The 21514-nt window shown below is 66.4% G+C and carries 26 protein-coding genes, 1 other RNA gene and 5 pseudogenes; 22 read left to right on the forward strand and 10 right to left on the reverse strand.

Going from position 1 to position 21514, the window contains the following annotated elements:
* Positions 1 to 5 precede the first annotated feature (5 nt).
* The 5 genes and pseudogenes from ACHMWU_RS13670 (at position 6) to ACHMWU_RS13690 (ending at position 2648) form a co-directional block, all read left to right on the forward strand.
* Entirely contained in the window at positions 6 to 392 is a 387-nt protein-coding gene (locus tag ACHMWU_RS13670) for a TadE family protein (RefSeq protein ID WP_396044470.1), read from the forward strand.
* Positions 389 to 817, forward strand: a complete 429-nt coding sequence (locus tag ACHMWU_RS13675) for a hypothetical protein (RefSeq protein WP_396044472.1) — start codon at positions 389 to 391, stop codon at positions 815 to 817. Before ACHMWU_RS13670 ends, ACHMWU_RS13675 begins: the two co-directional genes overlap by 4 nt.
* On the forward strand, positions 814 to 1227 hold the full coding sequence (locus tag ACHMWU_RS13680; protein ID WP_396044474.1) for a pilus assembly protein TadG-related protein: 414 nt from the start codon (positions 814 to 816) through the stop codon (positions 1225 to 1227). Before ACHMWU_RS13675 ends, ACHMWU_RS13680 begins: the two co-directional genes overlap by 4 nt.
* Before the next feature lie 118 nt (positions 1228 to 1345).
* Positions 1346 to 2164: pseudogene (locus tag ACHMWU_RS13685) on the forward strand (anaerobic C4-dicarboxylate transporter family protein); the annotation flags it as partial.
* 58 nt (positions 2165 to 2222) lie between these two features.
* Positions 2223 to 2648 carry an anaerobic C4-dicarboxylate transporter family protein gene (locus tag ACHMWU_RS13690; protein WP_396046748.1) on the forward strand — a complete coding sequence of 142 codons (426 nt, stop codon included), beginning with the start codon at positions 2223 to 2225 and terminating at the stop codon, positions 2646 to 2648.
* 16 nt (positions 2649 to 2664) lie between these two features.
* On the opposite strand, the gene ACHMWU_RS13695 is transcribed toward ACHMWU_RS13690, so the two are convergent.
* From ACHMWU_RS13695 to ACHMWU_RS13705, 3 genes are read right to left on the reverse strand one after another with little or no spacing between them, the layout of a single operon-like run.
* Positions 2665 to 3513 (reverse strand): hypothetical protein, encoded by an 849-nt coding sequence (locus ACHMWU_RS13695; RefSeq protein ID WP_396044476.1) that lies wholly within the window; start codon positions 3511 to 3513, stop codon positions 2665 to 2667.
* Positions 3407 to 3781: a hypothetical protein gene (locus ACHMWU_RS13700; protein WP_396044478.1), complete on the reverse strand. Its 375-nt coding sequence runs from the start codon at positions 3779 to 3781 to the stop codon at positions 3407 to 3409. Before ACHMWU_RS13700 ends, ACHMWU_RS13695 begins: the two co-directional genes overlap by 107 nt.
* A 57-nt stretch (positions 3782 to 3838) precedes the next feature.
* Complete coding sequence (locus ACHMWU_RS13705) at positions 3839 to 4807, reverse strand: HIT family protein (protein WP_396044480.1); 969 nt, start codon at positions 4805 to 4807, stop codon at positions 3839 to 3841.
* 36 nt (positions 4808 to 4843) lie between these two features.
* Here ACHMWU_RS13705 and ACHMWU_RS13710 point away from each other — a divergent pair, with 36 nt between their 5' ends.
* The 11 genes and pseudogenes from ACHMWU_RS13710 to ssrA all read left to right on the forward strand — a co-directional run bounded on the left by ACHMWU_RS13710 (position 4844) and on the right by ssrA (position 12432).
* Positions 4844 to 5041, forward strand: coding sequence for a DUF5302 domain-containing protein (locus ACHMWU_RS13710; RefSeq protein WP_396044483.1), 198 nt, complete (start codon positions 4844 to 4846; stop codon positions 5039 to 5041).
* Between the two features lie 22 nt (positions 5042 to 5063).
* Positions 5064 to 6155 (forward strand): annotated as a pseudogene (gene prfB / locus ACHMWU_RS13715) (peptide chain release factor 2); the annotation flags it as partial.
* Positions 6156 to 6242: 87 nt separating this feature from the next.
* Positions 6243 to 6930: pseudogene (gene ftsE / locus ACHMWU_RS13720) on the forward strand (cell division ATP-binding protein FtsE).
* A gap of 7 nt (positions 6931 to 6937) precedes the next feature.
* Positions 6938 to 7651, forward strand: coding sequence for a cell division protein FtsX (locus tag ACHMWU_RS13725; RefSeq protein WP_396044485.1), 714 nt, complete (start codon positions 6938 to 6940; stop codon positions 7649 to 7651).
* Positions 7652 to 7662: 11 nt separating this feature from the next.
* Entirely contained in the window at positions 7663 to 7854 is a 192-nt protein-coding gene (locus ACHMWU_RS13730; RefSeq protein ID WP_396044487.1) for a hypothetical protein, read from the forward strand.
* A gap of 90 nt (positions 7855 to 7944) precedes the next feature.
* Positions 7945 to 8424: a hypothetical protein gene (locus ACHMWU_RS13735; protein WP_396044489.1), complete on the forward strand. Its 480-nt coding sequence runs from the start codon at positions 7945 to 7947 to the stop codon at positions 8422 to 8424.
* Between the two features lie 98 nt (positions 8425 to 8522).
* Positions 8523 to 9200 carry a M23 family metallopeptidase gene (locus ACHMWU_RS13740; RefSeq protein WP_396044491.1) on the forward strand — a complete coding sequence of 226 codons (678 nt, stop codon included), beginning with the start codon at positions 8523 to 8525 and terminating at the stop codon, positions 9198 to 9200.
* An 83-nt stretch (positions 9201 to 9283) separates the two neighbouring features.
* The gene (gene smpB, locus ACHMWU_RS13745; RefSeq protein ID WP_396044493.1) at positions 9284 to 9760 is read left to right on the forward strand and encodes an SsrA-binding protein SmpB; all 477 of its coding nucleotides are present in this window, start codon (positions 9284 to 9286) and stop codon (positions 9758 to 9760) included.
* A complete protein-coding gene (locus tag ACHMWU_RS13750; protein WP_396044495.1) occupies positions 9760 to 10224 on the forward strand; it encodes a hypothetical protein in 465 nt (154 codons plus the stop codon). The genes smpB and ACHMWU_RS13750 overlap by 1 nt, the downstream gene beginning before the upstream one ends.
* Positions 10115 to 11908, forward strand: coding sequence for an MFS transporter (locus tag ACHMWU_RS13755; RefSeq protein WP_396044497.1), 1794 nt, complete (start codon positions 10115 to 10117; stop codon positions 11906 to 11908). The genes ACHMWU_RS13750 and ACHMWU_RS13755 overlap by 110 nt, the downstream gene beginning before the upstream one ends.
* Before the next feature lie 154 nt (positions 11909 to 12062).
* Positions 12063 to 12432, forward strand: a transfer-messenger RNA (tmRNA) gene (gene ssrA / locus ACHMWU_RS13760).
* 889 nt (positions 12433 to 13321) lie between these two features.
* On the opposite strand, the pseudogene ACHMWU_RS13765 reads toward ssrA, so the two are convergent.
* From ACHMWU_RS13765 to ACHMWU_RS13780, 4 genes and pseudogenes are all read right to left on the reverse strand, one after another.
* Positions 13322 to 13988, reverse strand: a pseudogene (locus ACHMWU_RS13765) (response regulator).
* The gene (locus ACHMWU_RS13770; protein ID WP_396044499.1) at positions 13985 to 14344 is read right to left on the reverse strand and encodes a sensor histidine kinase; all 360 of its coding nucleotides are present in this window, start codon (positions 14342 to 14344) and stop codon (positions 13985 to 13987) included. The pseudogene ACHMWU_RS13765 and the gene ACHMWU_RS13770 overlap by 4 nt, the downstream one beginning before the upstream one ends.
* A 5-nt stretch (positions 14345 to 14349) precedes the next feature.
* Positions 14350 to 14541 carry a histidine kinase gene (locus tag ACHMWU_RS13775; RefSeq protein ID WP_396046750.1) on the reverse strand — a complete coding sequence of 64 codons (192 nt, stop codon included), beginning with the start codon at positions 14539 to 14541 and terminating at the stop codon, positions 14350 to 14352.
* Positions 14466 to 15047 carry a hypothetical protein gene (locus tag ACHMWU_RS13780; protein ID WP_396044501.1) on the reverse strand — a complete coding sequence of 194 codons (582 nt, stop codon included), beginning with the start codon at positions 15045 to 15047 and terminating at the stop codon, positions 14466 to 14468. Before ACHMWU_RS13780 ends, ACHMWU_RS13775 begins: the two co-directional genes overlap by 76 nt.
* Before the next feature lie 214 nt (positions 15048 to 15261).
* Between ACHMWU_RS13780 and ACHMWU_RS13785 the strand changes: the two genes are divergently transcribed.
* From ACHMWU_RS13785 to ACHMWU_RS13795, 3 genes and pseudogenes are all read left to right on the forward strand, one after another.
* Entirely contained in the window at positions 15262 to 15555 is a 294-nt protein-coding gene (locus ACHMWU_RS13785; RefSeq protein ID WP_396044503.1) for a hypothetical protein, read from the forward strand.
* A 221-nt stretch (positions 15556 to 15776) separates the two neighbouring features.
* Positions 15777 to 15935 (forward strand): annotated as a pseudogene (locus ACHMWU_RS13790) (hypothetical protein); the annotation flags it as partial.
* Between the two features lie 91 nt (positions 15936 to 16026).
* Positions 16027 to 17388, forward strand: a complete 1362-nt coding sequence (locus tag ACHMWU_RS13795) for an MMPL family transporter (RefSeq protein ID WP_396044505.1) — start codon at positions 16027 to 16029, stop codon at positions 17386 to 17388.
* A gap of 24 nt (positions 17389 to 17412) precedes the next feature.
* Here the strand turns inward: ACHMWU_RS13795 and ACHMWU_RS13800 are convergent, their stop codons facing one another.
* The 3 genes from ACHMWU_RS13800 to ACHMWU_RS13810 all read right to left on the reverse strand — a co-directional run bounded on the left by ACHMWU_RS13800 (position 17413) and on the right by ACHMWU_RS13810 (position 18412).
* The gene (locus ACHMWU_RS13800; protein WP_396046752.1) at positions 17413 to 17793 is read right to left on the reverse strand and encodes a DUF86 domain-containing protein; all 381 of its coding nucleotides are present in this window, start codon (positions 17791 to 17793) and stop codon (positions 17413 to 17415) included.
* Positions 17760 to 18065, reverse strand: a complete 306-nt coding sequence (locus ACHMWU_RS13805; RefSeq protein ID WP_396044507.1) for a nucleotidyltransferase family protein — start codon at positions 18063 to 18065, stop codon at positions 17760 to 17762. The genes ACHMWU_RS13800 and ACHMWU_RS13805 overlap by 34 nt, the downstream gene beginning before the upstream one ends.
* 92 nt (positions 18066 to 18157) lie before the next feature.
* On the reverse strand, positions 18158 to 18412 hold the full coding sequence (locus ACHMWU_RS13810; protein WP_396044509.1) for a GlsB/YeaQ/YmgE family stress response membrane protein: 255 nt from the start codon (positions 18410 to 18412) through the stop codon (positions 18158 to 18160).
* A gap of 175 nt (positions 18413 to 18587) precedes the next feature.
* Here ACHMWU_RS13810 and ACHMWU_RS13815 point away from each other — a divergent pair, with 175 nt between their 5' ends.
* The 3 genes from ACHMWU_RS13815 to ACHMWU_RS13825 all read left to right on the forward strand — a co-directional run bounded on the left by ACHMWU_RS13815 (position 18588) and on the right by ACHMWU_RS13825 (position 21503).
* A complete protein-coding gene (locus ACHMWU_RS13815) occupies positions 18588 to 19616 on the forward strand; it encodes a hypothetical protein (protein WP_396044511.1) in 1029 nt (342 codons plus the stop codon).
* The gene (locus ACHMWU_RS13820) at positions 19613 to 20305 is read left to right on the forward strand and encodes an ABC transporter ATP-binding protein (protein WP_396044513.1); all 693 of its coding nucleotides are present in this window, start codon (positions 19613 to 19615) and stop codon (positions 20303 to 20305) included. Before ACHMWU_RS13815 ends, ACHMWU_RS13820 begins: the two co-directional genes overlap by 4 nt.
* A 244-nt stretch (positions 20306 to 20549) precedes the next feature.
* On the forward strand, positions 20550 to 21503 hold the full coding sequence (locus tag ACHMWU_RS13825; RefSeq protein ID WP_396044515.1) for an ABC transporter permease: 954 nt from the start codon (positions 20550 to 20552) through the stop codon (positions 21501 to 21503).
* Positions 21504 to 21514 lie beyond the last annotated feature (11 nt).

Genomic DNA, 21514 nt, shown 5'->3' on the forward strand with positions numbered 1-21514 from the left:
GCTGAGTGGCGGCACGGGAGCACGAGCGGGGTGCGGCGGTGGTCGAGTTCGTGCTGGTCATGACCTTGTTGATCCCGCTCGTGCTGGGCATAGCCCAGGTGGCCCTCGTGCTGCACGTCCGCAACACGTTGGCAGCGGCTGCATCAGAAGGCGCCCGCGCCGCGGCACCACTCGGTGCGACGACCTCGGATGGGACCAACCAGACTCGTCGGATCATCCGTGACTCCCTCGACGACCGGTACGCCGCTGACGTGACGGCGACCTGGACGACGATCTCAGGGGTCCCGGCAGCGCAGGTCGAGGTGCGCGCCCGGGTCCCTGCGCTCGGGCTGTTCGGTCCCTCGGTCTCGGTGGCGGTGCAGGGCCACGCGGTGCGGGAAGTGCCGCCATGAACAGGCGTGACGGTGGCTCCGCGACCGTCGAGTTCGTCTGGTTGACGCTGCTCCTTCTGGTCCCGTTCGTCTACCTCCTGATCGCGGTCTTCGACACCCAGCGGGCCTCGTACGGAGTATCGACGGCGAGCCGAGCGGCAGCGAGGGCGTTCTTGCAGTCGCCAGACGCGGTGACGGGCGAGCGTCGAGCGCGGGCCGCAGCTAGGATCGCTCTGAGCGATCAAGGCCTTCGCGGCGCATCGGTCGACGTCACGTGCCTGCCGACGAGGGCAGCGTGCCTGCGCCCGGGGTCGTCGGTGCGGGTGAGGGTACGGACGACTCAGCGTCTGCCGCTCACGCCGCAGGTGCTCGGCGGACAGCTGGGCGGGGTACGGGTCGACAGCACCCACATTGAGGCATTCGGCAGCTTCCGGAGCGGGCGATGACATCGACGGCCGCGAGCCGTGAGGAGGGTCAGATCACGGTCATGACGGTGGGCTTCCTGGTCGTGATCGGTCTGCTCGTGGTCGTGGTCGTCAACTCGTCGGCGGCCTTCCTCGAACGACGCAAGCTCGACAACCTCGCCGATGGGGCCGCGATCGCCGCAGCAGACGGGTTGAGCCGCGACACGTTCTACGAGAAGGGTGACATCGTGCTCGACCGGAGTCAGGCACGACGTCTCGTCAGGCAGTACGTGACCACACCAGGGACGCGGGTCGCGCGGGTCTCGATCAGCGACGACGAGGTCACGGTCAGGCTCGAGCGGAGGATCGACCTGGCCATCAGGCCACCGGGATGGAGCTCTCGCACCCGCATCGTCGCTGAAGCGACCGCGCGGCTGACGCTGGGGGAGTGAGCGACGGCTCGGCTAAGTGAGGCGCAATGACGCCGAATGTGAGTAGGATCCTCGCCAACAGGATCCTGGCCGAGGAGCGCTCGTGGACACGTTCATCATCATCTTGGAACTGCTTGTCGTGCTGGGTGCCATCGTCATGGGCACCCGATCCAGCGGCGTTGCCCTGGGCCTGTGGGGCGGCACGGGCGTCGCGATCCTGGTGTTCGTCTTCGGCGAGGAGGTCGGCAGCCCGCCGGTCGACGCACTGCTGATCGTCCTGTCGGTCGTCCTGGCGTCCTCGATGATGCAGCTGGCCGGCGGCATCGACTGGCTTGTGACGGTCGCCGCGAAGCTCATCGCGGCCCGACCCAAGCAGATCACGCTGATCGCGCCGCTGGTGTCGTTCTTGTTCTCGGTGGGCGCGGGCACGTCGAACATCTTGTATCCGCTGCTCCCGGTGATCAGCGACCTGTCGTACCGCAACGGCGTCCGACCGTCGCGCCCGCTGTCGTTGTCGGTCGTGGCCACCGGCGTCGCCCTGGCGTGCAGCCCCGTGTCAGCGGCGATGGCCGCGATGGTGACGCTGACCGAGGTCGCCCCGTACAACTTCGAGATGTTCGACATCATCAAGGTCACGCTCCCGGCGGCGATCGTGGGCATCGTGCTCAGCTCGATCGTCGTCAACCGGCTGGGAGCCGACATCGAGGACGATCCCGAGATCCAGGAGCGCATCCGCTCTGGCGAGCTCGACGCACCGGGAGCGAAGGCGCTCAAGGAGCTCGAGGTCAAGGCCACGACGGCCGGACGCAATGCAGCGCTGATCTTCCTGTCAGGCGTCCTTGCGATCGTGGTGCTGGGTCTGTTCAAGGGCCTGAGGCCAGAGGATGCCGATGGTGGACCGCTGGGCATGACGCCCATCATCCAGATGATCATGTTCGTCGTGGGCACGCTGATCCTGCTGGTCTCGCGCCCCGAAGGTCGCCGCGATCCCCGAGCAGACGGTGTTCCGGGCCGGCATGGTCTCGGCAATTGCGCTGTTCGGTCTGGCCTGGATGACCGACACGTTCATCTCGGCACACACCAGCGAGATCGTCGACTCGATCGGCGGGCTCGTCGAGGACGCGCCGTGGATCTTCGCGTTGGGCGTGTTCGTGGTCTGCGTCCTGACGACCAGCCAGTCGACCGCGACCCGGACGATCGTGCCGATCGGACTAGCCGCTGGGGTCGCGCCGGGTCTGTTGACGGGCATGTGGGCGGGTGCCTTCGCGGGCATCTACCTGCTGCCGACCAACGGCTCCCAGATCGCGGCCGCGAACTTCGACGAGACCGGGAGCACCAAGCTCGGCACCAAGCTGATCGATCACTCGTTCGCGTTGCCGACCATCATCTTGGCGGTCACCACGGTGGCGACGGGTGCGTTGCTGGGCCTCGTCCTCGGCTGAGGGGACAGCTGACCGATCAGGAGCCCGCTCGCTGCTCCCGGTACGTCGCCCACGCGGCCATGCACGACCGGGCGATCCGGTCGACGTGATCGGGGTCAGCGTCGGGCGAGTCGCCACCAGGACGGCTGATGTGGGCGGCGTTCTCGGCGCCGAGCAGCAGCTCGCGCAAGAACTCGCCCTGCACGGCGTCGAGGGTCACGCCGGCTCGTTCTGCTTGCGGCGCCAGCTGACGGAACCGCGCGCCGGCCGAGATGATCTCCTGGCTGCCGAGATAGGGCTGGTTCAGCTGGACGTCGTGCGGGTCTGCCGCCTCGAACGCCGTACGGTGTGCCTCGGCCAGCACTCGCAGGCGGTCGGGCGCCATCGTGACGACGGGGTCGTCGGCCCGGGGCTCGCCGTCGTGGTCGCCGCGGTTGGACAGCGAGACGATCGCGGGGAGACGGTCCTTGGGATCTCGTTCGACGTTGACCGCGCCCTGCCGGGTCGTCGTGCAGTTCATGGTGTCGTGGAACGACAGGGTCGTGAAGTGGGTGGACGGCGAGACCCCCGCCAGGGTGCGCGACACCATGCGTTCGATCAGGTCTTCGCGCGTCGCCTGGTACACGTCCACCCCACGGGAACCGGCCTCGACGAAGGCGTCGACGAGCTCGGCGACACCTGCATCGCTGTCGGGCACGACGAGCATCGGGAAGAACGAGAACGTCACCGGGCGGATCGCGTCGACGCCCGTGAGGTCGACGGGGTTGAACGGCCCGGCTTCACGCACGCGGTGCAGGGCCTCGGTCAGTGTTGCGGCCAGGTCGCCCGGACGGGCGCGATTGGGGTCGCGGACGAGGCGGGGGTGCGGGTTCTCGACGTAGACCACGGACGGGTCCAGCTCGGCCCACCGCCGGGCGATCGGCGACGTCGAGCAGTCGGTGTAGTCGGTGCTGGAGACGACGGCTGAACTCCGGCACCAAGAACGGGCGCAGCTCGCCCGGAATCGCTGCACCGGAGTGCGGGCAGCTGATGAGCAGGTCGGCGGTGTCGATCGCGTCGTCGATCGACCTGCGGTCCTGCGCGGCGTAGAAGGTGATGTCAGCAGCAGTGAACGTCGTGCCTTCTGGCAGGAACAACGGATCAATGGTGGTCACGTGGGCAGGATAAGCCGTGCGGAGGGTCTTCCGCCTGCGATTTCGGCCTTCGGTCGTCTACTGGCGCTCGATCACGACACCGCCGAAGCGGGCCTCGCCGATCGTGCACTCGATGCCGTCGATCCAGCAGCGTCTGGTCTCGAGCACCTCGCCGGCGATCTCGGACTGCGGACCCGCGGGGGACTCGGCGTAGAACACGATCAGCCCGCCGGAGAAGCCTTCGTTGTAGCCGACGATCCGACGTCCCTCCCGGTCGGTTGCCCGACTCTGACAGTCGACGCACACCGAGTGGGGATAGCGATCGGTGTGCGCGGTCAGGGCGCCGCAGATCGGGCAGGGATGCGTGGCGTGGGCGGCGACCGGGGCCTCGACGCCGTGGTGGTGCCGCTGCTCGACGAGCCACCCCGCGATGAGGGTCTCGATCGACTCGCCGGTGTGCCCGAGCATGCTGGTCTGGTAGCCCCCGTGGAAGCCGATGATCGCGGCGGTGTCACCAGCGAGGAAGGCGTAGCCGCCGCACACCGGGTCGTTCTCGAGCCGCTGGAGGCGTACGGCGTGACCTCGGCCGCCAGCACGGTGCAGGCCTTCGCCGTGGCTTCGTCGCGGGTGAGGGTCATGCCAGTGCCTCCTTGATACGTGTGGCGTACTGCTCGGCCTCGTCGTCGGCGTACTTCGTCCGAGGCCAGAAGAAGCCCCTGAGCCCGTCGCCCTTGGTGCGCGGCACGACGTGCACGTGCAGGTGGGGACGCTCTGCGACACCACATTGTTCATCGCGACGAACGTCCCCTGCGCACCGAGCCCGGACGTGAGGGCGTCCGCGACACGCTGCGCGGTCGAGAACAGCGGCACGAGAAGCGTCTCCGGAAGATCTGGCAGGGTCTCGACGTGGATGCGCGGCACGAGCAGCACGTGCCCCTTGAACACCGGACGCGTGTCGAGGAAGCCGACGACGTCAGGGGTCTCCAGCACGACCGCAGCGGGGATCGTCCCGGCGATGATCCCGCAGAACAGGCACTCCTTGCTCACAGGACGATCACATCACACGGACGCTAAGGTGGCCCCATGGCTAACTCACAAGGCACAGGATCGACAGATGACGGCCAGAAGGCCGACATGAAGGCGAAGTTCCGCGAAGCCCTGGAGAAGAAGGCGGGCAAGCACCACGCAACCGCCGAGGGCGCAGACCATGACGGCAGCGAGAAGTCCCACGGTGCGACCGGGCCGACCCAGTCGCCGGAGTTCCGCCGCAAGAGCGTCTGACCCGGCACGGTAACCTCGACAGGTGGCAACACCTGACTTTGCAGAGCAGACCAAGGCACTCGATGCGACCCTCACGTCGATCGAGAAAGTGCTCGACCTCGATGCGGTGCGCGTGGAGATCGCTGCACTGCAAGAAGAGGTCGGTGCACCTGACCTCTGGGACGACCAGGCCAACGCACAGCGCGTGACCGGCCGACTCTCGGTGCTCCAGGCCGAGGTCGAGCGGGTCACGGGCCTGCGGTCGCGCCTCGACGACGTCTCGCTCCTGCACGAGATGGCCGCCGAAGAGGGCGACAGCGACACCCTCGCCGAAGCCGACGCCGAGCTCGTGCGCATCAAGAAGGCCATCGACTCGCTCGAGATCCGCACCCTGCTGTCCGGCGAGTACGACGAACGTGACGCCCTGGTCTCGATCCGTTCGGGCGCCGGTGGCGTCGATGCCGCCGACTTCGCGTTGATGCTGCAGCGCATGTACATCCGCTGGGCCGAGCGCCACGGATACACCGTCGAGATCTACGACGTGTCCTACGCCGAAGAGGCCGGGCTCAAGTCGACGACGTTCGCCGTGAAGGCGCCCTACGCCTACGGCACGTTGTCGGTCGAGGCCGGCACCCACCGCCTGGTGCGCATCTCGCCGTTCGACAACCAAGGACGTCGTCAGACGTCGTTCGCGGCGATCGAGGTCGTCCCGGTGCTGGAGCAGACCGACGAGATCGACATCCCCGACGAAGAGATCCGGGTCGACGTCTACCGTTCGTCCGGTCCCGGTGGTCAGAGCGTCAACACGACCGACTCGGCCGTCCGCCTGACGCACATCCCGACCGGCACGGTCGTCAGCTGCCAGAACGAGAAGAGCCAGCTGCAGAACAAGGCCAGCGCGATGGTGATCCTCAAGGCCAAGCTGCTCGCCCTCAAGAAGGCCGAGGAGCGGGCGCACCTCGACGAGATGCGCGGCGACGTGCAGGCATCGTGGGGCGACCAGATGCGCAACTACGTCCTCAACCCGTACCAGATGGTCAAGGATCTGCGCACCGAGTACGAGACCGGCAACACCCAGGCGGTGCTCGACGGCGAGATCGACGACTTCATCGAGGCCGGTATTCGCTGGCGTCGCGAGCACGCGGCTGAATCTGTTCGAACTGGCGGGGCCGAACGGCGGTGCGTCCCCACGTGCTGGGCGTACCTGCCTAAACTCGATCGGGTGATTCGATTCGACAAGGTCACCAAGACCTATCCCGGCCAGAAGCGTGCGGCGCTCGACGCCGTCGATCTCGAGATCGAGAAGGGCGAGTTCGTCTTCCTCGTCGGAGCCTCGGGCTCGGGCAAGTCGACCTTCCTGCGGCTGATCCTGCGGGAGGCCCGTCCGACGAGCGGTCGGGTCTACGTCGCGGGCAAGGAGATCAACAGCCTCCAACTGGAAGGTGCCCGAGCTGCGCCGCCAGGTCGGCACGGTGTTCCAAGACTTCCGGCTGCTGCCCAACAAGACCGTCTCCGAGAACGTCGCGTTCGCCCTCGAGGTGATCGGCAAGCACCGCAGCGAGATCAACAAGCTGGTGCCCGAGACGCTCGAGATGGTCGGCCTCGACGGCAAGGGGCATCGCATGCCCGACGAGCTGTCCGGCGGCGAGCAGCAGCGTGTGGCCGTGGCCCGCGCCTTCGTCAACCGGCCGATGATCCTGATCGCCGACGAGCCCACCGGCAACCTCGACCCGGCCACCAGCGTCGGCATCATGAAGCTGCTCGACCGGATCAACCGCACCGACACGACCGTCGTGATGGCAACCCACGACTCGTCGATCGTCGACCAGATGCGTAAACGGGTCATCGAGCTCGAAGGCGGGCTGATCGTCCGCGACGAGGCCCGCGGCATCTACGGCTACCAGAACTAAGGACATCATGCGAAGCACCCTCAGTGAGCTGCGCCAGAGCCTGTCGCGCAACAAGTCGATGTCGATCTCGTTGATCGTGACGATGACCGTGTCGTTGTTGCTGGCAGCTTCGGGTCTGCTGATCCTGGCCCAGTCCGATCGCACCGAGAAGTACCTCGGCGACCGCCTCCAGCTGCAGGTCAACCTGTGCACCAAGAACTCGCCCAGCGCCAACTGCATCGGTGGCGTCGCCACAGCGGAGCAGAAGACCGCGATCGAGGAGGCCATGCGGGGCAACTCGCAGGTCAAGTCGTTCGACGAGCGCACGCCGGCCGAGCAGTACGAGAGCGCGAAGGCGAAGTTCGGTCAGTCAGAGACGGGTCGTCGCCAGCTCGAGACCATCAGCCCCGAGTCGTTCCCGTCGTCCTACTTCGTGACGTTGAACGATCCGCAGAAGTACGACAGCGTCGAGAGCCAGCTCGGTGGCATGCAGGGAGTCGGCAGCGTCATCTCGCTCAAGGAGACCCTCGGCCCGTTGTTCACGGCACTCGACAAGCCTCCGCAACGGTGCGCTGGCGATCTCGGCGCTCCTGGTCGTCGCGGCAGTGCTGCAGGTCTCCAACACGATCCGGATGACTGCCTACGCGCGGCGCCGCGAGATCGGCATCATGCGGCTCGTCGGTGTGGTCGAGCTGGCACATCCAGCTGCCCTTCCTCCTCGAGTCGCTGCTGGCGGCGCTGATCTCTGCGGCGTTGGCGATCGGCGGGCTCGCGGCCTTCATGAAGTTCGTCGTCTACGGCTACCTGCGCGACACCCTCAGCAACTTCACGACGTGGGTGGGCTGGGCGGATGCCGTGCAGGTCATGGGCCTGACGACGGCCCTCGCGGTGATCCTCGCGATGATCCCGACACTCCTGCTGACGCGCAAATACCTCGACGTCTGAGGTTCGTAGCCTAAAGTCGGGCTTGATAGTTTTTCTCCATCACATCGACAGTCCCCGGTCCGCGGGGATCCTTCCCCCAAGGTCGAGGTCATGTTCACCAGAAGTCGCCATGCGCTGACAGCCGGACTGCTCGCGACGGCACTCGTCGCGACGATGTCCATTCCTCTTTCGCCGACAAGAAAGACGATCTCGAACGGCAGAAGAAGGAAGCCACCAGCGAGGCGGCCAAGGCCAAGAAAGATCTCGAGGCGTCCACGCAGGGCTCATCGAAGCCGCTGCGGCGTTGAAGCGGGCGCAGGGGCGACTCGACTCGGCAGTCGCCGAGCTGGGAAGCACCCGCGGGAAGGTTGCCACCGCGAAGGCGGTCGACCAGGAGATGCAGGTCAAGCTAACCGCAGCCAGGTCGCGCTGGAGACCGCACGGGTCAACCTCAAGAAGGGCGAGAAGAAGCTCAAGGCCTCAGCAGCGAGCGTCGAGGAGTTCGCGGTGCAGGAGTTCCTGCAGGGCGATCCGAAGCTCCGCGCTGTCAGCGGACTGCTGCGCGGCGAGGACGCTGAGGAGTTCGGGTGAGCAGCTGAGCCTCAACACCGCGATCAGCGACCAGCAGGTCGCCACGATGCGGCAGGCTCGACGCCACACGCGTCATCCTCGAGCTGAAGCGTCAGAAGGTGCGGAAGCTGCGCGACCAGGTCAAGGTGCAGCGCGCGCAGGCCGCCGCCAACCTGGCCGAGAAGCAGCGGCTCGAGAAGATCGCACAGGTCCAGGCCGAGCAGGTCGAGGTGCTGGTCACCAAGCGCCAGGGTGCCAAGCGCCTCGCGGCGTCGGCCCAGGCCGAGGACGAACGGCAGTACCAGGCGTTCCGCTCCGAAGCAGCGGCCCTCGAGGCCCGCATCAAGGCGCTGGCCGCCAAGCAGGTCAAGTCCGGTGGCAAGGGATCGGGCGGTGACAGCGGGGGAGCGCTGTCCTACCCGGTCAACGGCCCCATCACGTCGCCGTACGGCATGCGCGTGCACCCCGTGACCGGCGTGTACAAGCTGCATGACGGCACCGACTTCGGTGTCGGCTGCGGCACGCCGATCAAGGCAGCTGCCAGCGGCACGATCGTCGAGCAGTACTTCAACGGCGCCTACGGCAACCGGGTCATCCTCAACAACGGTGTCAAGCGTGGCGTCAGCGTCGTGACGACGTACAACCACATGTCGCGGTTCGCGCTGAGCGCCGGCTCCAAGGTCTCGCGTGGCCAGGTCATCGGCTACGTCGGCACGACGGGCTACTCCACGGGCTGCCACCTGCACTTCATGGTGCTGGCCAACGGCTCGACCGTGAACCCGATGGGCTGGCTGTGACTGGCGCTCCTTCAGCTCGTCGAAAGGCCGAGTGCCGGGACGCTCGCTCGCCGCCACCTGGCACGGGATGACACAATGGTCTGATGGCCAAGGAGACGGGGCGAAAGCTCGTAGCGCAGAACAAGAAGGCGCGCCACGACTATCACATCGAGGACACCTTCGAAGCTGGCATCGTCCTCACCGGTACCGAGGTGAAGTCGTTGCGTGCCGGGCGCGCGTCGCTGGTCGACGGCTTCGGTGATGTCGAGAACGGTGAGATCTGGCTCCTGCAGGTCCACATTCCTGAGTACACGCAGGGCACGTGGACCAATCACGCGACGCGACGCAAGCGCAAGCTGCTGCTGCACCGCCAGGAGATCGCTCGCATCGAGCGTCGCACCTCCGAGAAGGGCCTGACGATCATCCCGCTGTCGTTGTACTTCAAGGACGGCCGCGCCAAGGTCGAGATCGCGTTGGCGCGCGGCAAGAAGACGTACGACAAGCGGCATGCGATCGCCGAACGTGATGCGACCCGTGAGGCCGAACGCGATCTCGGTCGGCGGCTCAAGGGCATCCACTAGTGGCACTGGCCGACGCCGACCTGCCAGATCTGGCAGCGGGGCTCGGTGTGCCGGGCATCATCGACGTCCACGCGCACTTCATGCCGCCGCAGATCTTGGCGAAGGTGTGGGCCTACTTCGATGCTGCGGGTCCGCTGCTCGGTCGTCCGTGGCCCATCACGTATCGCACCAGCGACGAAGAACGGGTCGCGCACCTGCGTTCGATGGGCATTCGCAAGTTCTCGACCCTGTCGTACGCGCACAAGCCCGGAATCGCGGGATTCATGAACGACTGGACGGCCGCGTTCGCCGACCGGACGCGTGAGGCACTGCGATCTGCGACGTTCTATCCCGAGCCCCGAGGCGGCGACCTACGTGCCGGCCTTGATCGCCGACGGCGTCGAGGTGTTCAAGGTGCACGTGCAGGTCGGCGACTTCGCTCCGAACGACCCGCTGCTCGAACCGGTGTGGGGTGCGCTGGCTGAGAGCGAGACGCCGATCGTCCTGCACGCCGGATCCGGGCCGGCACCTGGCGCGCACACCGGACCGGCGGGCGTTGCAGACGTCCTCTCGCGGCACCCTGACCTCGCGTTGATCATCGCGCACCTCGGCATGCCAGAGATCGACGAGTTCTGCGATCTCGCCGAGAAGTACGAGAACGTGCGGCTCGACACCACGATGGCGTTCGTCGACTTCTGGGGCCAACCAGTTCCTGACGGGATCATCCCGCGGCTGCGGACGCTGCAGGACAAGATCCTGTTCGGCACCGACTTCCCGAACATCCCGTACGCCTACGCGCACCAGGTCGAGGTGCTGCAACGGCTCGACCTGGGCGACGACTGGATGCGTCAGGTGCTGTGGAGCAATGCGGCCGAGCTCTTTCGGCGTCGGCTTGTTCGGCATCGCGCGGTGAGCCAGGCCGGGACCATCAGGCTCGCCACACCCCAAGGTGTGTGGCTGCTCGCCGCGATGATCCTCGGCTCCGGCATGGCCTTCCTCGACGGCTCGATCGTCGGCCTGGCCCTGCCCGCGATGAACGCCGACCTCGACGCCGGCGCGGCGGGCGTGCAGTGGATCGTCAACGCCTACACCTTGACGTTGGCGGCGCTGATCCTGGTCGGCGGCTCGCTGGGAGACCGGCTCGGCCGTCGCCGGGTGTACGTCATCGGTGTCGCGTGGTTTGCGGTCGCGTCCGTCCTGTGCGCCGTGGCCCCGACGATCGGTGTGCTGGTCTTCGCACGCGGGCTGCAGGGCGTCGGCGCGGCCCTGCTGACGCCGGGAAGCCTCGCGATCATCTCGGCGGTGTTCGCCTCCGAAGACCGTGGCAAGGCGATCGGCGCCTGGTCAGGTCTGTCGGGAGTGACGACCGCGATCGGCCCGCTGGTCGGTGGCGCCTTGGTCGACTCGGTGGGGTGGCGGTCGATCTTCTGGCTCAACATCCCGCTTGCCGCAGTCGTGATCTGGTTGACGGTGCGCCACGTGCCTGAGACCAGCGGAGATCAGGGAAAGATCGACTATGCGGGCGCCGGTCTGACGGCAGCAGGCCTGGCTGCGTTGACGTACGGACTGGTCGACGGTTCTTGGGTGTGGGGTGCCGCCGGTGTCGTGCTGATGGTGGTGTTCGTGGTGCACCAGAAGCTGACGCCCCACGCGTTGGTGCCGCTTGGGCTGTTCGCCGATCGGGTCTTCACTGCCGCCAACATCTGCACGTTCGCGATCTACGGCGCCCTGGCAGCGTCAGGCTTCCTGCTGGTGCAGCAGCTGCAGTACGTGTCAGGTTTCTCGCCCGCTCGAAGCTGGCCTCTCGACCGTTCCGATGACGATCATCATGCTGTTGTTCTCGGCCAAGGCCGGCGAGCTGGGATCGCGCATCGGTCCGCGACTGCCGATGACGGTCGGTCCGCTGATCGCTGCGGTGGGTCTGGCGATGATGCTCCGCATCGGCGCAGGGGCAAGCATGTGGACCGACGTCCTGCCCGCCTCGATCATGTTCGGCGCCGGCATCACGGTGCTGGTTGCGCCGCTGACGACGGCGGTGCTGGCCGCGGCTCCGATGGAGCAGACCGGCATCGCGTCGGGCATCAACGATGCTGTCGCCCGCACGGCGTCCTTGTTGGCCGTGGCGGCGATCCCGCCGATCGCTGGGATCGCCGGATCGAACTTCGCTGACCCGGACGTGTTCGGCCCGGGTTTCGAGATGGGGACGTGGATCTGCATCGGCATGCTGGTCGCTGCGGCTGCCTGCGCTGCCGTGCTGCTACCTAGGCGTGTCATAGGGGAGTAGGATGGAGATGTTGCTTCGGCAACGCTTGAAAACTCAAGAGGGGCTGATCGGTTTCGACTAAGGTCGTTCGATTCAGGTGAAGCGGGTAGAGGATCCAGGGTTATCTCTTTAACGATCTCTGGAAACCAACAAGTGCCGATTCCAAGCGCACTGACTTCGCCCTCGCTGCTTAAGCGATAGGTGAAGGGCTGGCCCGGGGGCGTCTCCGCTCCGGATCGCCAGTCTCATTAAGGAGACTTGCTGATCACACTGTGTTGCAGGGTGTGATTGGGACTTTTCTGTGACTGGGCCTGTTGGCGACGCGTCTGTTCGAGCGCCAGGGCCGAGAAAATCGACTAGACAGACTGCACCCGGAGAAGCCCTGACTCAGCGCCGTAGGACCGGGGTTCGATTCCCCGCAGCTCCACTCATGACGGATGCCCCGAGCGCTCTTTGCTCGGGGCATCCGTCATGAATAAAGGCTCTGTGAATCGAGTGGGCCCCACCAGCACGGCGCACCACTCGCGGCGAAGCCGCCTGCGTGGGTCGTCAGCGAGGGATCCCCGCAGCTCCTCCGAGGGAACGCTGACCAAATCCAGTATCAAGTCAACCGCAGTACTCTGAGCGAGATAGCGACAGTGAGGGCCCCGTTCCCCACAGCAGGGGCGACTGTCCGAGAACGCAGAAGGTCGGAAAGGTGTTCGGACTTGAGCTGGCTCTACTTTGCATACCCGCGATAGCGACACCGAGTTCGTCGAAGACCTTGGTGGCTTTAGGGGATCACGGAAAGGAAAGGAGTTCCGCGATCTGATGGTCGCCCTTGCGCTAGACGAGGACGAACCCTGCACCGTACGTGGCTGGAAGGTTCCCAAAGGCGGGTTCAGCGTGGGAGAGCACCAGGGACAGTGGAGCCCTGAGCCCGACGTCGTGATCCATATCCACAAGGAACCTCGAAGTCTGTGACGCTGTCGCTGAGTCGACTTGGACCAAGGCGCGACGAACAGGTGGGCTCTAGTTCTGGAGTCCGGCAGGTAGACCAAGCGATCGACAACCTTCAAAACAGCAAGGTCACCTCATGATCGAAAGGCTGTGGCGCAACATCGCCATGATCCCGATCATGTTGCGGTTCGCTCTCCTAGGCGCAGCGCTCTGTGGTGTCGCTGGCGGAGTTGTCGGGCTGGTCGTCGGGCTCAATGTCTACGCTCCGACCGCTTGGTTTGCGGTGTTCGAAATTGGCTTGCCATCAGGAATCCTGGGGGCTGCGTTGGGTTTTCTGGTGGGAGGATGCGTCCACTTCGCCCGCTTCTTGGCGAGACTGATCAGCAGCCCACGTCCCTGACCCGCCCTGTCTCGTACGCCCACATCGCGACCTCGACGCGGTTGCGTGCACCGATCTTGTTCATCAGGGCGGCAATGTGGGTCTTCACCGTGCTCAAGGTGATGTGCAGCTCGACGGCGATCTCGGCGTTGGTGCGGCCGCGGGCAACGGTGAGCAGCACCTCCTCCTCGCGTTCGGTGAGGGGCTCGATCGGCTGGGTCGGCGGGGAGGCTCGGTCCAGACCGGCCAGGGTCGTGAGCAGGCGGCGGGTGATGTGAGGGGAGATGAGTGCGTCGCCATTGGCGGCCGCATGGATCGCCTGGACCAGCAGCTCGGGCCCCGCGTCCTTGAGCAGAAAACCTCGGGCGCCGGCCTTGAGGGCACCGTGGACGTACTCGTCGAGGTCGAAGGTCGTGATGATCACGATCGCCATGGGGTTCTCGACCCCTGGGCCGGCGAGCTGACGGGTGGCCTCGACGCCGTCGATGCCGGGCATCCGGATGTCGAAGAGGCAGACGTCAGGACGTAAGCTCGCGGGCCACGGTCACTGCCTGGTGGCCGTCGGTTGCCTCGCCGACGACCTCGATGCCGGGCTGCGCGTTGAGGATCATGGTGAGGCCGGTGCGGACCAAGACCTGGTCGTCTGCGACCACCACCCGGATCGTCATCGCAGCACCTCACGTGGCAGCGACACCTCACGTGGCAGGGTCGCCTCGACGGTCCAGCCGCCGGCCGGATCAGGCCCGGCCTGACAGGAGCCGCCGAGCAGCTTGGCGCGCTCGGCCATTCCGAGCAGGCCGTAGCCCACGGTGGTCGAGGGGCGGGCTGCTTCTCCGTCGTCGTGCACACGTAACCGTACGACGTCGGAGTCGCCGGCGACCTCGACGCTGACCCGCGTGGCGTTGAGGGCGTGCCGGATCGCGTTGGTGACTGACTCCTGACACAGCCGGTAGACCGCCACCTGCACCGGTTGCGACAGGCCTTCGAGGTCGCCAGTGCGGCGCAGCTGTACCAGCTGGCCCATCCGGGTCAGCCGTCCAGGTCGCTGATGCCCCGCTGCGGTGCGTAGTCGACGGCCTCACCATCGCGGAGCACCCGGACCATCGTGCGCATCTCGTACAGCGTCCGGGAGGCCTCGGCCTCGATCACGGCCAGTGCCTCGATGGCCGCGGCCGGGTCTGTCGCAGCCACGGCGCGCCCCGCCTGGGCCTGGATCGCGATGGCCGAGACGTGGTGGGCGACGGTGTCGTGGAGTCGCGAGCGAGCTCTCCGCGCTCGAGCGTCCTGACCTGCTGCACCTCGCGCTGACGCGCCACCGCGCGGTAACGCATCGCGGCTCCCAGCGCGAACGACGCGATCAAGAACGTGGCCCCGCCGATCAGGTCACCGACGGACTCGGTGGCCGCGAGCCCGAGGCCCGCTGGTACGGCGACGATGGCGGTGCCGATCAGTGCCTCGGGTCCCGAAGCCCAGCGGTACAGGGAGTACGGCAGCAGGACGATCGCGACCATGGAGTTCAGTCCCACGTCGACGCCGTCGACGACCGTGGGGACGGTCAGCACCATGGCGCCACCGAAGCCGATCGCCGTCGTCAGCAGCGGGTGGGTGCGCCGCCAGAGCAGGACCGGGATCACCAGGAGCGCTACCACGGTGGCCAAGGGCCGCGACGGGAGGTCGGGGCGGAAGATCGCCTCCGCGGTTGCCGAGACCATGAGGGCGCTGACCAAGGCCCAGTCCCACCACCGCCGCGCTGGCGGGTCCGGGGCGCGGGGCTCGGCAAGGACCGAACGTACGAAGGCAGCTGAGCACCGTCCCAGACTAGAGACTGAAAAGCGCGGGCGTATGGGGCGAAAGCACGAGCCGCCTGTCGTTCTTTCGGCTGAGGAGCTGACCGGTCATGTGCCCGATGTGGATCGCTCGGCGCCAGACCACCGTGGAGGCATGTCCAATCTCCTCTACCGGCTCGGCCGGTCTGCCGCGGCCCGGCCGTGGGTCGCCATCGGTGCGTGGGTGGTTCTCGCGCTGGTCGTCGTTGCCTCGTCCGCCGCCTTCGGGCGTGAGCTGGATGAGAGCTTCGAGGCGCCTGGCCTCGACTCCTACCAAGCAGCTCGCTGCTCAACCAGGCCCAGGCAGACGAGGGCGGGGTCACTGCTCACGTCGTCCTCGAAGCACGGGACGCTGCCACGCAGCTGGCCCCGGTGGAGGCCGCTCTCTCAGGCCTCCCACACGTACTGAGCACGACGAGCAACGTGTCACCAGAGGGGAACATTGCGCTGGTGCGCGTGCAGTACCCAGCGATCGAGCACCTCGAGAAGGCCGACCTCGACCACTTGAAGGGCGCCCTCGCAGAGTGACGTGACGACTCGTCGCTGACGCTCGAAGCCGGAGGCGACTTGTTCTTCGCCTTCGAGGAAGCACCCACCGGGCTCGGTGAGGTCGCCGGGATCGGGGTGGCGATGGTCGTCCTGCTGATTGCGTTCGGCTCCTTCGTCGCGATGGGGCTGCCGATCGGGATGGCCCTGTTCGGCCTGGTCGTCGGCGCTACCTCGATGAAGCTCGTGACGTACCTGGTCGACATCCCGGCGTGGGCGCCGCAGCTCGCGGCCATGGTCGGGCTCGGCGTCGGCATCGACTACGCGCTCTTCCTGGTCACCCGGCACCGCGAGCACCTGGCTCAGGGGATGCCGGTCGCGGGAAGCGGCCGGCATGGCCCTCGCGACGGCCGGACAGGCGGTGATCTTCGCGGGCGGCACCGTGGTCGTGGCGATCCTCGGGTTGATCGTCGCCGGAATCCCGTTCGTGACCGGCGGAGGAGTTGCCATCTCCGCGATGGTACTCGTCATGGTGCTCGCCTCGGTCACGTTGCTGCCAGCGCTGCTCGGACTGGCCGGGCACCGGATCAACGGACGCCGGCGGCGGGCCACCGTCTTGGCGCACCGGCCAAGCACCGGCTGGTACCGCTGGGGCGCTCACGTGACCCGCAACGCGAAGGCGTACATGGTCGGCGCAGCGATAGTCATGATCGCCCTGGCCGTGCCTGTTCTCGCGCTCAACCTGGGCTTCCCGGACGACGGGACCAAGCCCGAGTCGCGGACCGAACGACGGGCCTACGACCTCATCGCCGACGGCTTCGGTCCCGGCGCCAACGGGCTCCTCGTGATCGCGGTCGACATCTCGCAGGACACATCCGCCGTGGGGACGCTCGCCCAGGCGGTGGGGGCAGATCCTGGCATCGCGTCGGTCGGCAAGCCGGCCATCGATCTTCGGGCGGGCGTGGCGACCCTGGTGGCGCAGCCGACCACCTCTCCGCAGGACGAGGCCACCCAGGAGACCATCGCGAGGCTCCGGAGCGACGTCTTCCCGGCGGCACTGGATGGCACCTCTGCGACGGCCCATGTGGGTGGGCAGACCGCGACCTTCGCCGACCTCGGTGACCGGGTGCAGGAGCGGATGCTGCGATTCGTCGCGGCGGTGCTGCTGCTGTCCTTCCTGTTGCTCACGTTGCTGTTCCGGTCGGTGCTGGTGCCGTTGAAGGCGGTCGTGCTGAACCTGTTGAGCGTCGGTGCGGCGTACGGCGTTCTGGTCATGGTCTTCCAGTGGGGCTGGGCGGCAAGTCTCATCGGTGTGGAACAGGCGGTGCCGATCGTGTCGTTCATCCCGCTGTTCATGTTCGCGATCCTGTTCGGGCTCTCGATGGACTACGAGGTGTTCCTGCTCTCACGGATACGCGAGGAGTACCGCCGCCACGGCGACAACACCCGCGCGGTCATCGAGGGAATCGCCGGCACCGGACGCACCATCACCGCGGCTGCACTGATCATGGTGGCGGTCTTCTCGGGCTTCATCCTGGGCAGTGACCCGGTCGTGAAGATGATGGGAGTCGGACTGGCCACGGCCATCTTCCTCGACGCCACCGTCGTCCGCCTCGTGCTCGTCCCGGCCACCATGAAGCTCCTCGGCGTCGCGAACTGGTGGTTGCCCGGCTGGCTGGATCGGCTGTTGCCAGAGCTGGACCACGCGCCGGTGGAGAAGGTGGCGGAGGTAGCGATCAATCAACCGGCGCCATGATCGATACAAGGCCGTACAGCGTGGTCAGACGCTCCGGTCCGGTCGGCCGAGCTTTTCAAGCAACACGTCCACCGATGCCACGATCTCATCGAGGTTCTCCGTGGCAGTCCGCCAGACAGTCTGGTCGTTCACCTGTGCATACCCGTGGATCAGAATGTTTCGCATACCGATGATTTTGTGAACGTTGGGAATGAGCTCAGTGGTGTGGGTGTCGACACGTCGGAGCTTGCTCATCGCTTCACCGGCAATCTCGAATTGCCGTTCGACGCCTGAACGGAGCAGGAGATCGTTGCTGTAGTCGTTCCACGACTTGCCTGACACAAAATTCTGGATCCGCTTCGCTGCGGTCCCAAGGTCCCAGAGCAGCAGATTCAGGCTGCATAGACGTTCTGGGCGGTTCGGAATGCCTGGGCCGCAAAGTAGGGGTTCTCGACTGCATCAGACATCACCAAGTCGATTTTTCGGCCCGTGATTTGCTCAAGGTCGGCCTTGAGGGCCAAATAGCTGGCGAGCAGATCGTGAATCTCAGGAAGGAAATCGACGAAGAAGTCGATGTCGCTTCGATCTTCGTCAAAGCGACCCGTGACGGCTGAGCCGAAGACCTGCAAGAGGGCGACCCCGTGCTGCTCGCAGGCGTGAGCGATGGCTTCGATGTCGAGGATCGGCGCAACGCTCATATCTCCAGTGTCCCAGACTGGCTGCGAACCTGACAGCGCTCGCACGAATCCGACGGGATCAGCTGACGAGACATCGAATGGCCGGTCAGCGATCAAGCCTTGCGGCGGGACAGCTGCCAGCCGAGGGTCACCAGCACCGCGCCGGCCAGGGAGCCGATGATGCCGCTGGGACGCAGCTCGATGCCATCGCCGGCGAGCAGGCTGATCAGCAGTCCGCCGACGAAGGAGCCCACGAGTCCGGAGACGAATGCCATCGACCAGTCGATGCCCTTCTCGGGCTTGCCGACGATGAGCTGTGCAGCGGCACCGATGATCATGCCGAACAGGATGATTCCGATCAGAAGCATGAAGTCACCATAACCGCGTGGAGAGTCACGACCGACTCTGTTCGGTGATTTTTCTTCGCCGGGTGAACGCCGACTCGCAGGAAGCGGTGTTCTCCCTCAAGCGGTCCCTGATCGTCCCTACACTGACGTGACGTTGAGCGAGGGCTCACGCACAGCGACGACAGGAACTGCAGGCATGAGAGTCTTCCGCAAGGTGATCCTTCCCGTCGTCTGGGTGGTGATCTTCTCGGTGATCGCCGTCAGCCTGGCTGTGCTGGCGTTCGGTGACGAGCCACAGGCCGAGGGCAGCGGCGTCAAGCCCACCGGTGAGATGGTCCTGCGGAACACCGTCGTGGAGCGGGGCTCGATCGAGAACACCCTCGAGGTCGGTGGCACGATCGTGGTCGATCCGCCGGTCGAGGCGAAGGCCAGCCACGACGGGGTCATCACGTACGTCTTCCTGCCGGTGGGGGCCCAGGTCAAGGCCGGCGACGCGCTGTTCCAGATCAAGTCCGAGGGCGAGGTCTCGGAGTCTGGCGAGAGCGATGACGAGGACAAGGCGCCGAGCAAGCCGCGGCCGACCTATCACAACGTCCTGGCAACGCGGGATGGCAAAGTGGCCTCCTACGCCAAGTCGCTGAACGACCCGGTCGCCAAGGGGGACGTCGTGGGCACGGTGCGTCGTGACACGTTCAAGGCGAGCGGCTCGATCGCAGCAGTCGACCAGTACCGCCTGCTCGACCCGCCTCGATCGGCCACGGTCACGATCTCCGACGGTCCTGCCCCGTTCAAGTGTGGAGACCTCACGATCGGCGCCACGTCGACGGCCGCCCCAGAGTCCGGTGGCGGTTACGACGAGATGGGCATGGACGAGGGCGAGCCGATGGGCGGCGAAGGCGGTGGCGCGTCAGTCACCTGTGTCGTGCCCGAGGACGTCCGGGTCTTCGACCAGCTCGAGATGACGATGTCGATCGACGTCGGCCGGGCAGAGGAGGTGCTCGTCATCCCGGTGACCGCAGTGCGCGGCTTGATCGGCAAGGGCTCGGTGTGGGTCATGACCGACGGGGAGCCGGTCGAGCGCAAGGTACGGCTCGGCATCAGCGATGGCCAGGTGGTCGAGGTGCGCAAAGGCGTCGAGGAGGGTGACGAGATCCTCGAGTTCGTGCCCGGCGGAGCGACGAACAACGGCGAGGAAGACCCCTACGCCGAGGGCATGGACGGGTGAGTGAGCTGCTGCGGCTGACCGACGTCACCCGCACCGTCAAGCTGCCTGACGACTCAGACCTTCACATCCTGACCGGGGTCGACCTGACGATCTCGAACGGCGACCACGTGGGCATCGTCGGCCGTTCAGGCACTGGCAAGTCGACCCTGCTGAATCTGCTGGGCCTGCTCGATCGCCCCACCACAGGGGTGCTCGAATGGGCAGGTCAGGACGTGCGCGCACTGTCTGCACGTGCCGCCGCCCGCATCCGCGGCCGTGACGTGGGCTTCGTGTTCCAGCAGTTCAACCTGTTGCCGGGCCGTACCGCACTGGAGAACGTCGCGGCGCCGCTGATGTACGCGCCGGGTCCGCAGTTCTGGCGGCGCCGGACGATCGCCGCCGAGATGCTCGACCGGATGGGCCTCGGCGCCCGGCTCGACTCGATGCCCGAGAGCCTGTCGGGCGGTGAGCAGCAGCGGGTCGCGATCGCCCGGGCGCTGGTACGCGGCCCGAAGGTCGTGCTCGCTGACGAGCCGACGGGCGCACTCGACCTCGAGACCGGCGGTGAGGTCATGGAGCTGCTCGATGGTGTCACCCACGACACGGGAGCCGCGCTGATCACGATCACCCATGACGTCAACGTCGCGGCGATGGCGCGCCAGCGCTTCCGGCTCGAAGGCGGCCGCCTGCAGGCAGGGGTGTCGGTGTGACGGGCTTCGTCGCCGCGCTGGTCGAGGCCTGGCAGGAGCTTCGCATTCACAAGCTGCGCGTGCTGCTATCGCTGGTGGGCGTGGCGGTCGCCGTGTGCTCCCTGACGACAGCGGTCGCCGTGGGCAGCATGGCGCAGCAGGCCATCGTGGAGTCCGCCGAACGGCAGGAGGGACGAGCGGCGACGTTCGGCTCTACCCCTACAGCGAGTCGGGTGGACGCACTGATCTCGCTGAGATACGTCGGGTGTTTGCCGAGACGATGGACGAGTTCAGCATCGACTTCCACTCGATCGTGAGCGAGATGCCGATGAAGGCCGACCTGGGCGGCAAGCGACGCGGCATCAACCTGCGGGTGGTTGACCCGGCCTACGGCGACATGCGACGTATCGTCCCGGTGCAGGGACGCTGGCTGAGCCCGAGTGACGCGCAGAACCTGAGTCCGGCCATCGTGGTCAACGCCAAGTTCCTCAAGGCACGTGGTCTCGGCCCGGGGTCGTTGCCGGCGACCGTGACGCTGAACGCAGATGAGGATGTCACGGCCACGATCGTCGGTCAGGCGCCCAAGGGCACCGGCTACAGCGGCGGCGCGGAGGCGTTCATGCTGGTCGATTCCTACCAGCGCTGGTTCGGGACCTCGCAGCCGATCTTTGATGCGAGCTATCAGATGTGGGTCCCGCCGAAGGGCTCCAAGGCTCTGGCCAAGGCGGTGTCTGCCTCGATAAAGACCAAGCTGCCCGGTTATCAGGTCGAGATGGGGCGCCAGGACTACGCCTCCCAGGAAGGCGATCCCTACAAGGAGTTCCGCTACGTGCTGGCCGGTGTCAGCGGGATCATCTTGCTGCTGGGTGCATTGAGCTTGCTGAACATCGCCTTGGTCACGATCAAGCAGCGGGTGCGCGAGATCGGTATCCGCCGCAGCTTCGGCGCGACCACCGGGCGGGTGTTCTTCTCGGTCATGATGGAGAGCGTCGTCGCCACCGTCGTGGCCGGAGCGGTCGGGGTGGTCGCAGCCGTCGGCATCTCGAAGAGCTCGTTCGTCACCGAGAAGGTCATCGGAGACGTGACCGATGCGCCGGGCTTCCCGGTCTCTGCGGCGCTCCTCGGGCTGGTTGTCTCGTTGGCGGTCGGGGCGTTGGCGGGGGTCTTGCCCGCGCTCATCGCGGTGCGCGTGAAGATCATCGACGCGATCCGTTTCTGATGCCTGACGAC

Origin of the sequence: Aeromicrobium sp. UC242_57 (assembly GCF_044452305.1) — a bacterium.
In the GTDB taxonomy this organism is placed as follows: Bacteria; Actinomycetota; Actinomycetes; order Propionibacteriales; family Nocardioidaceae; genus Aeromicrobium.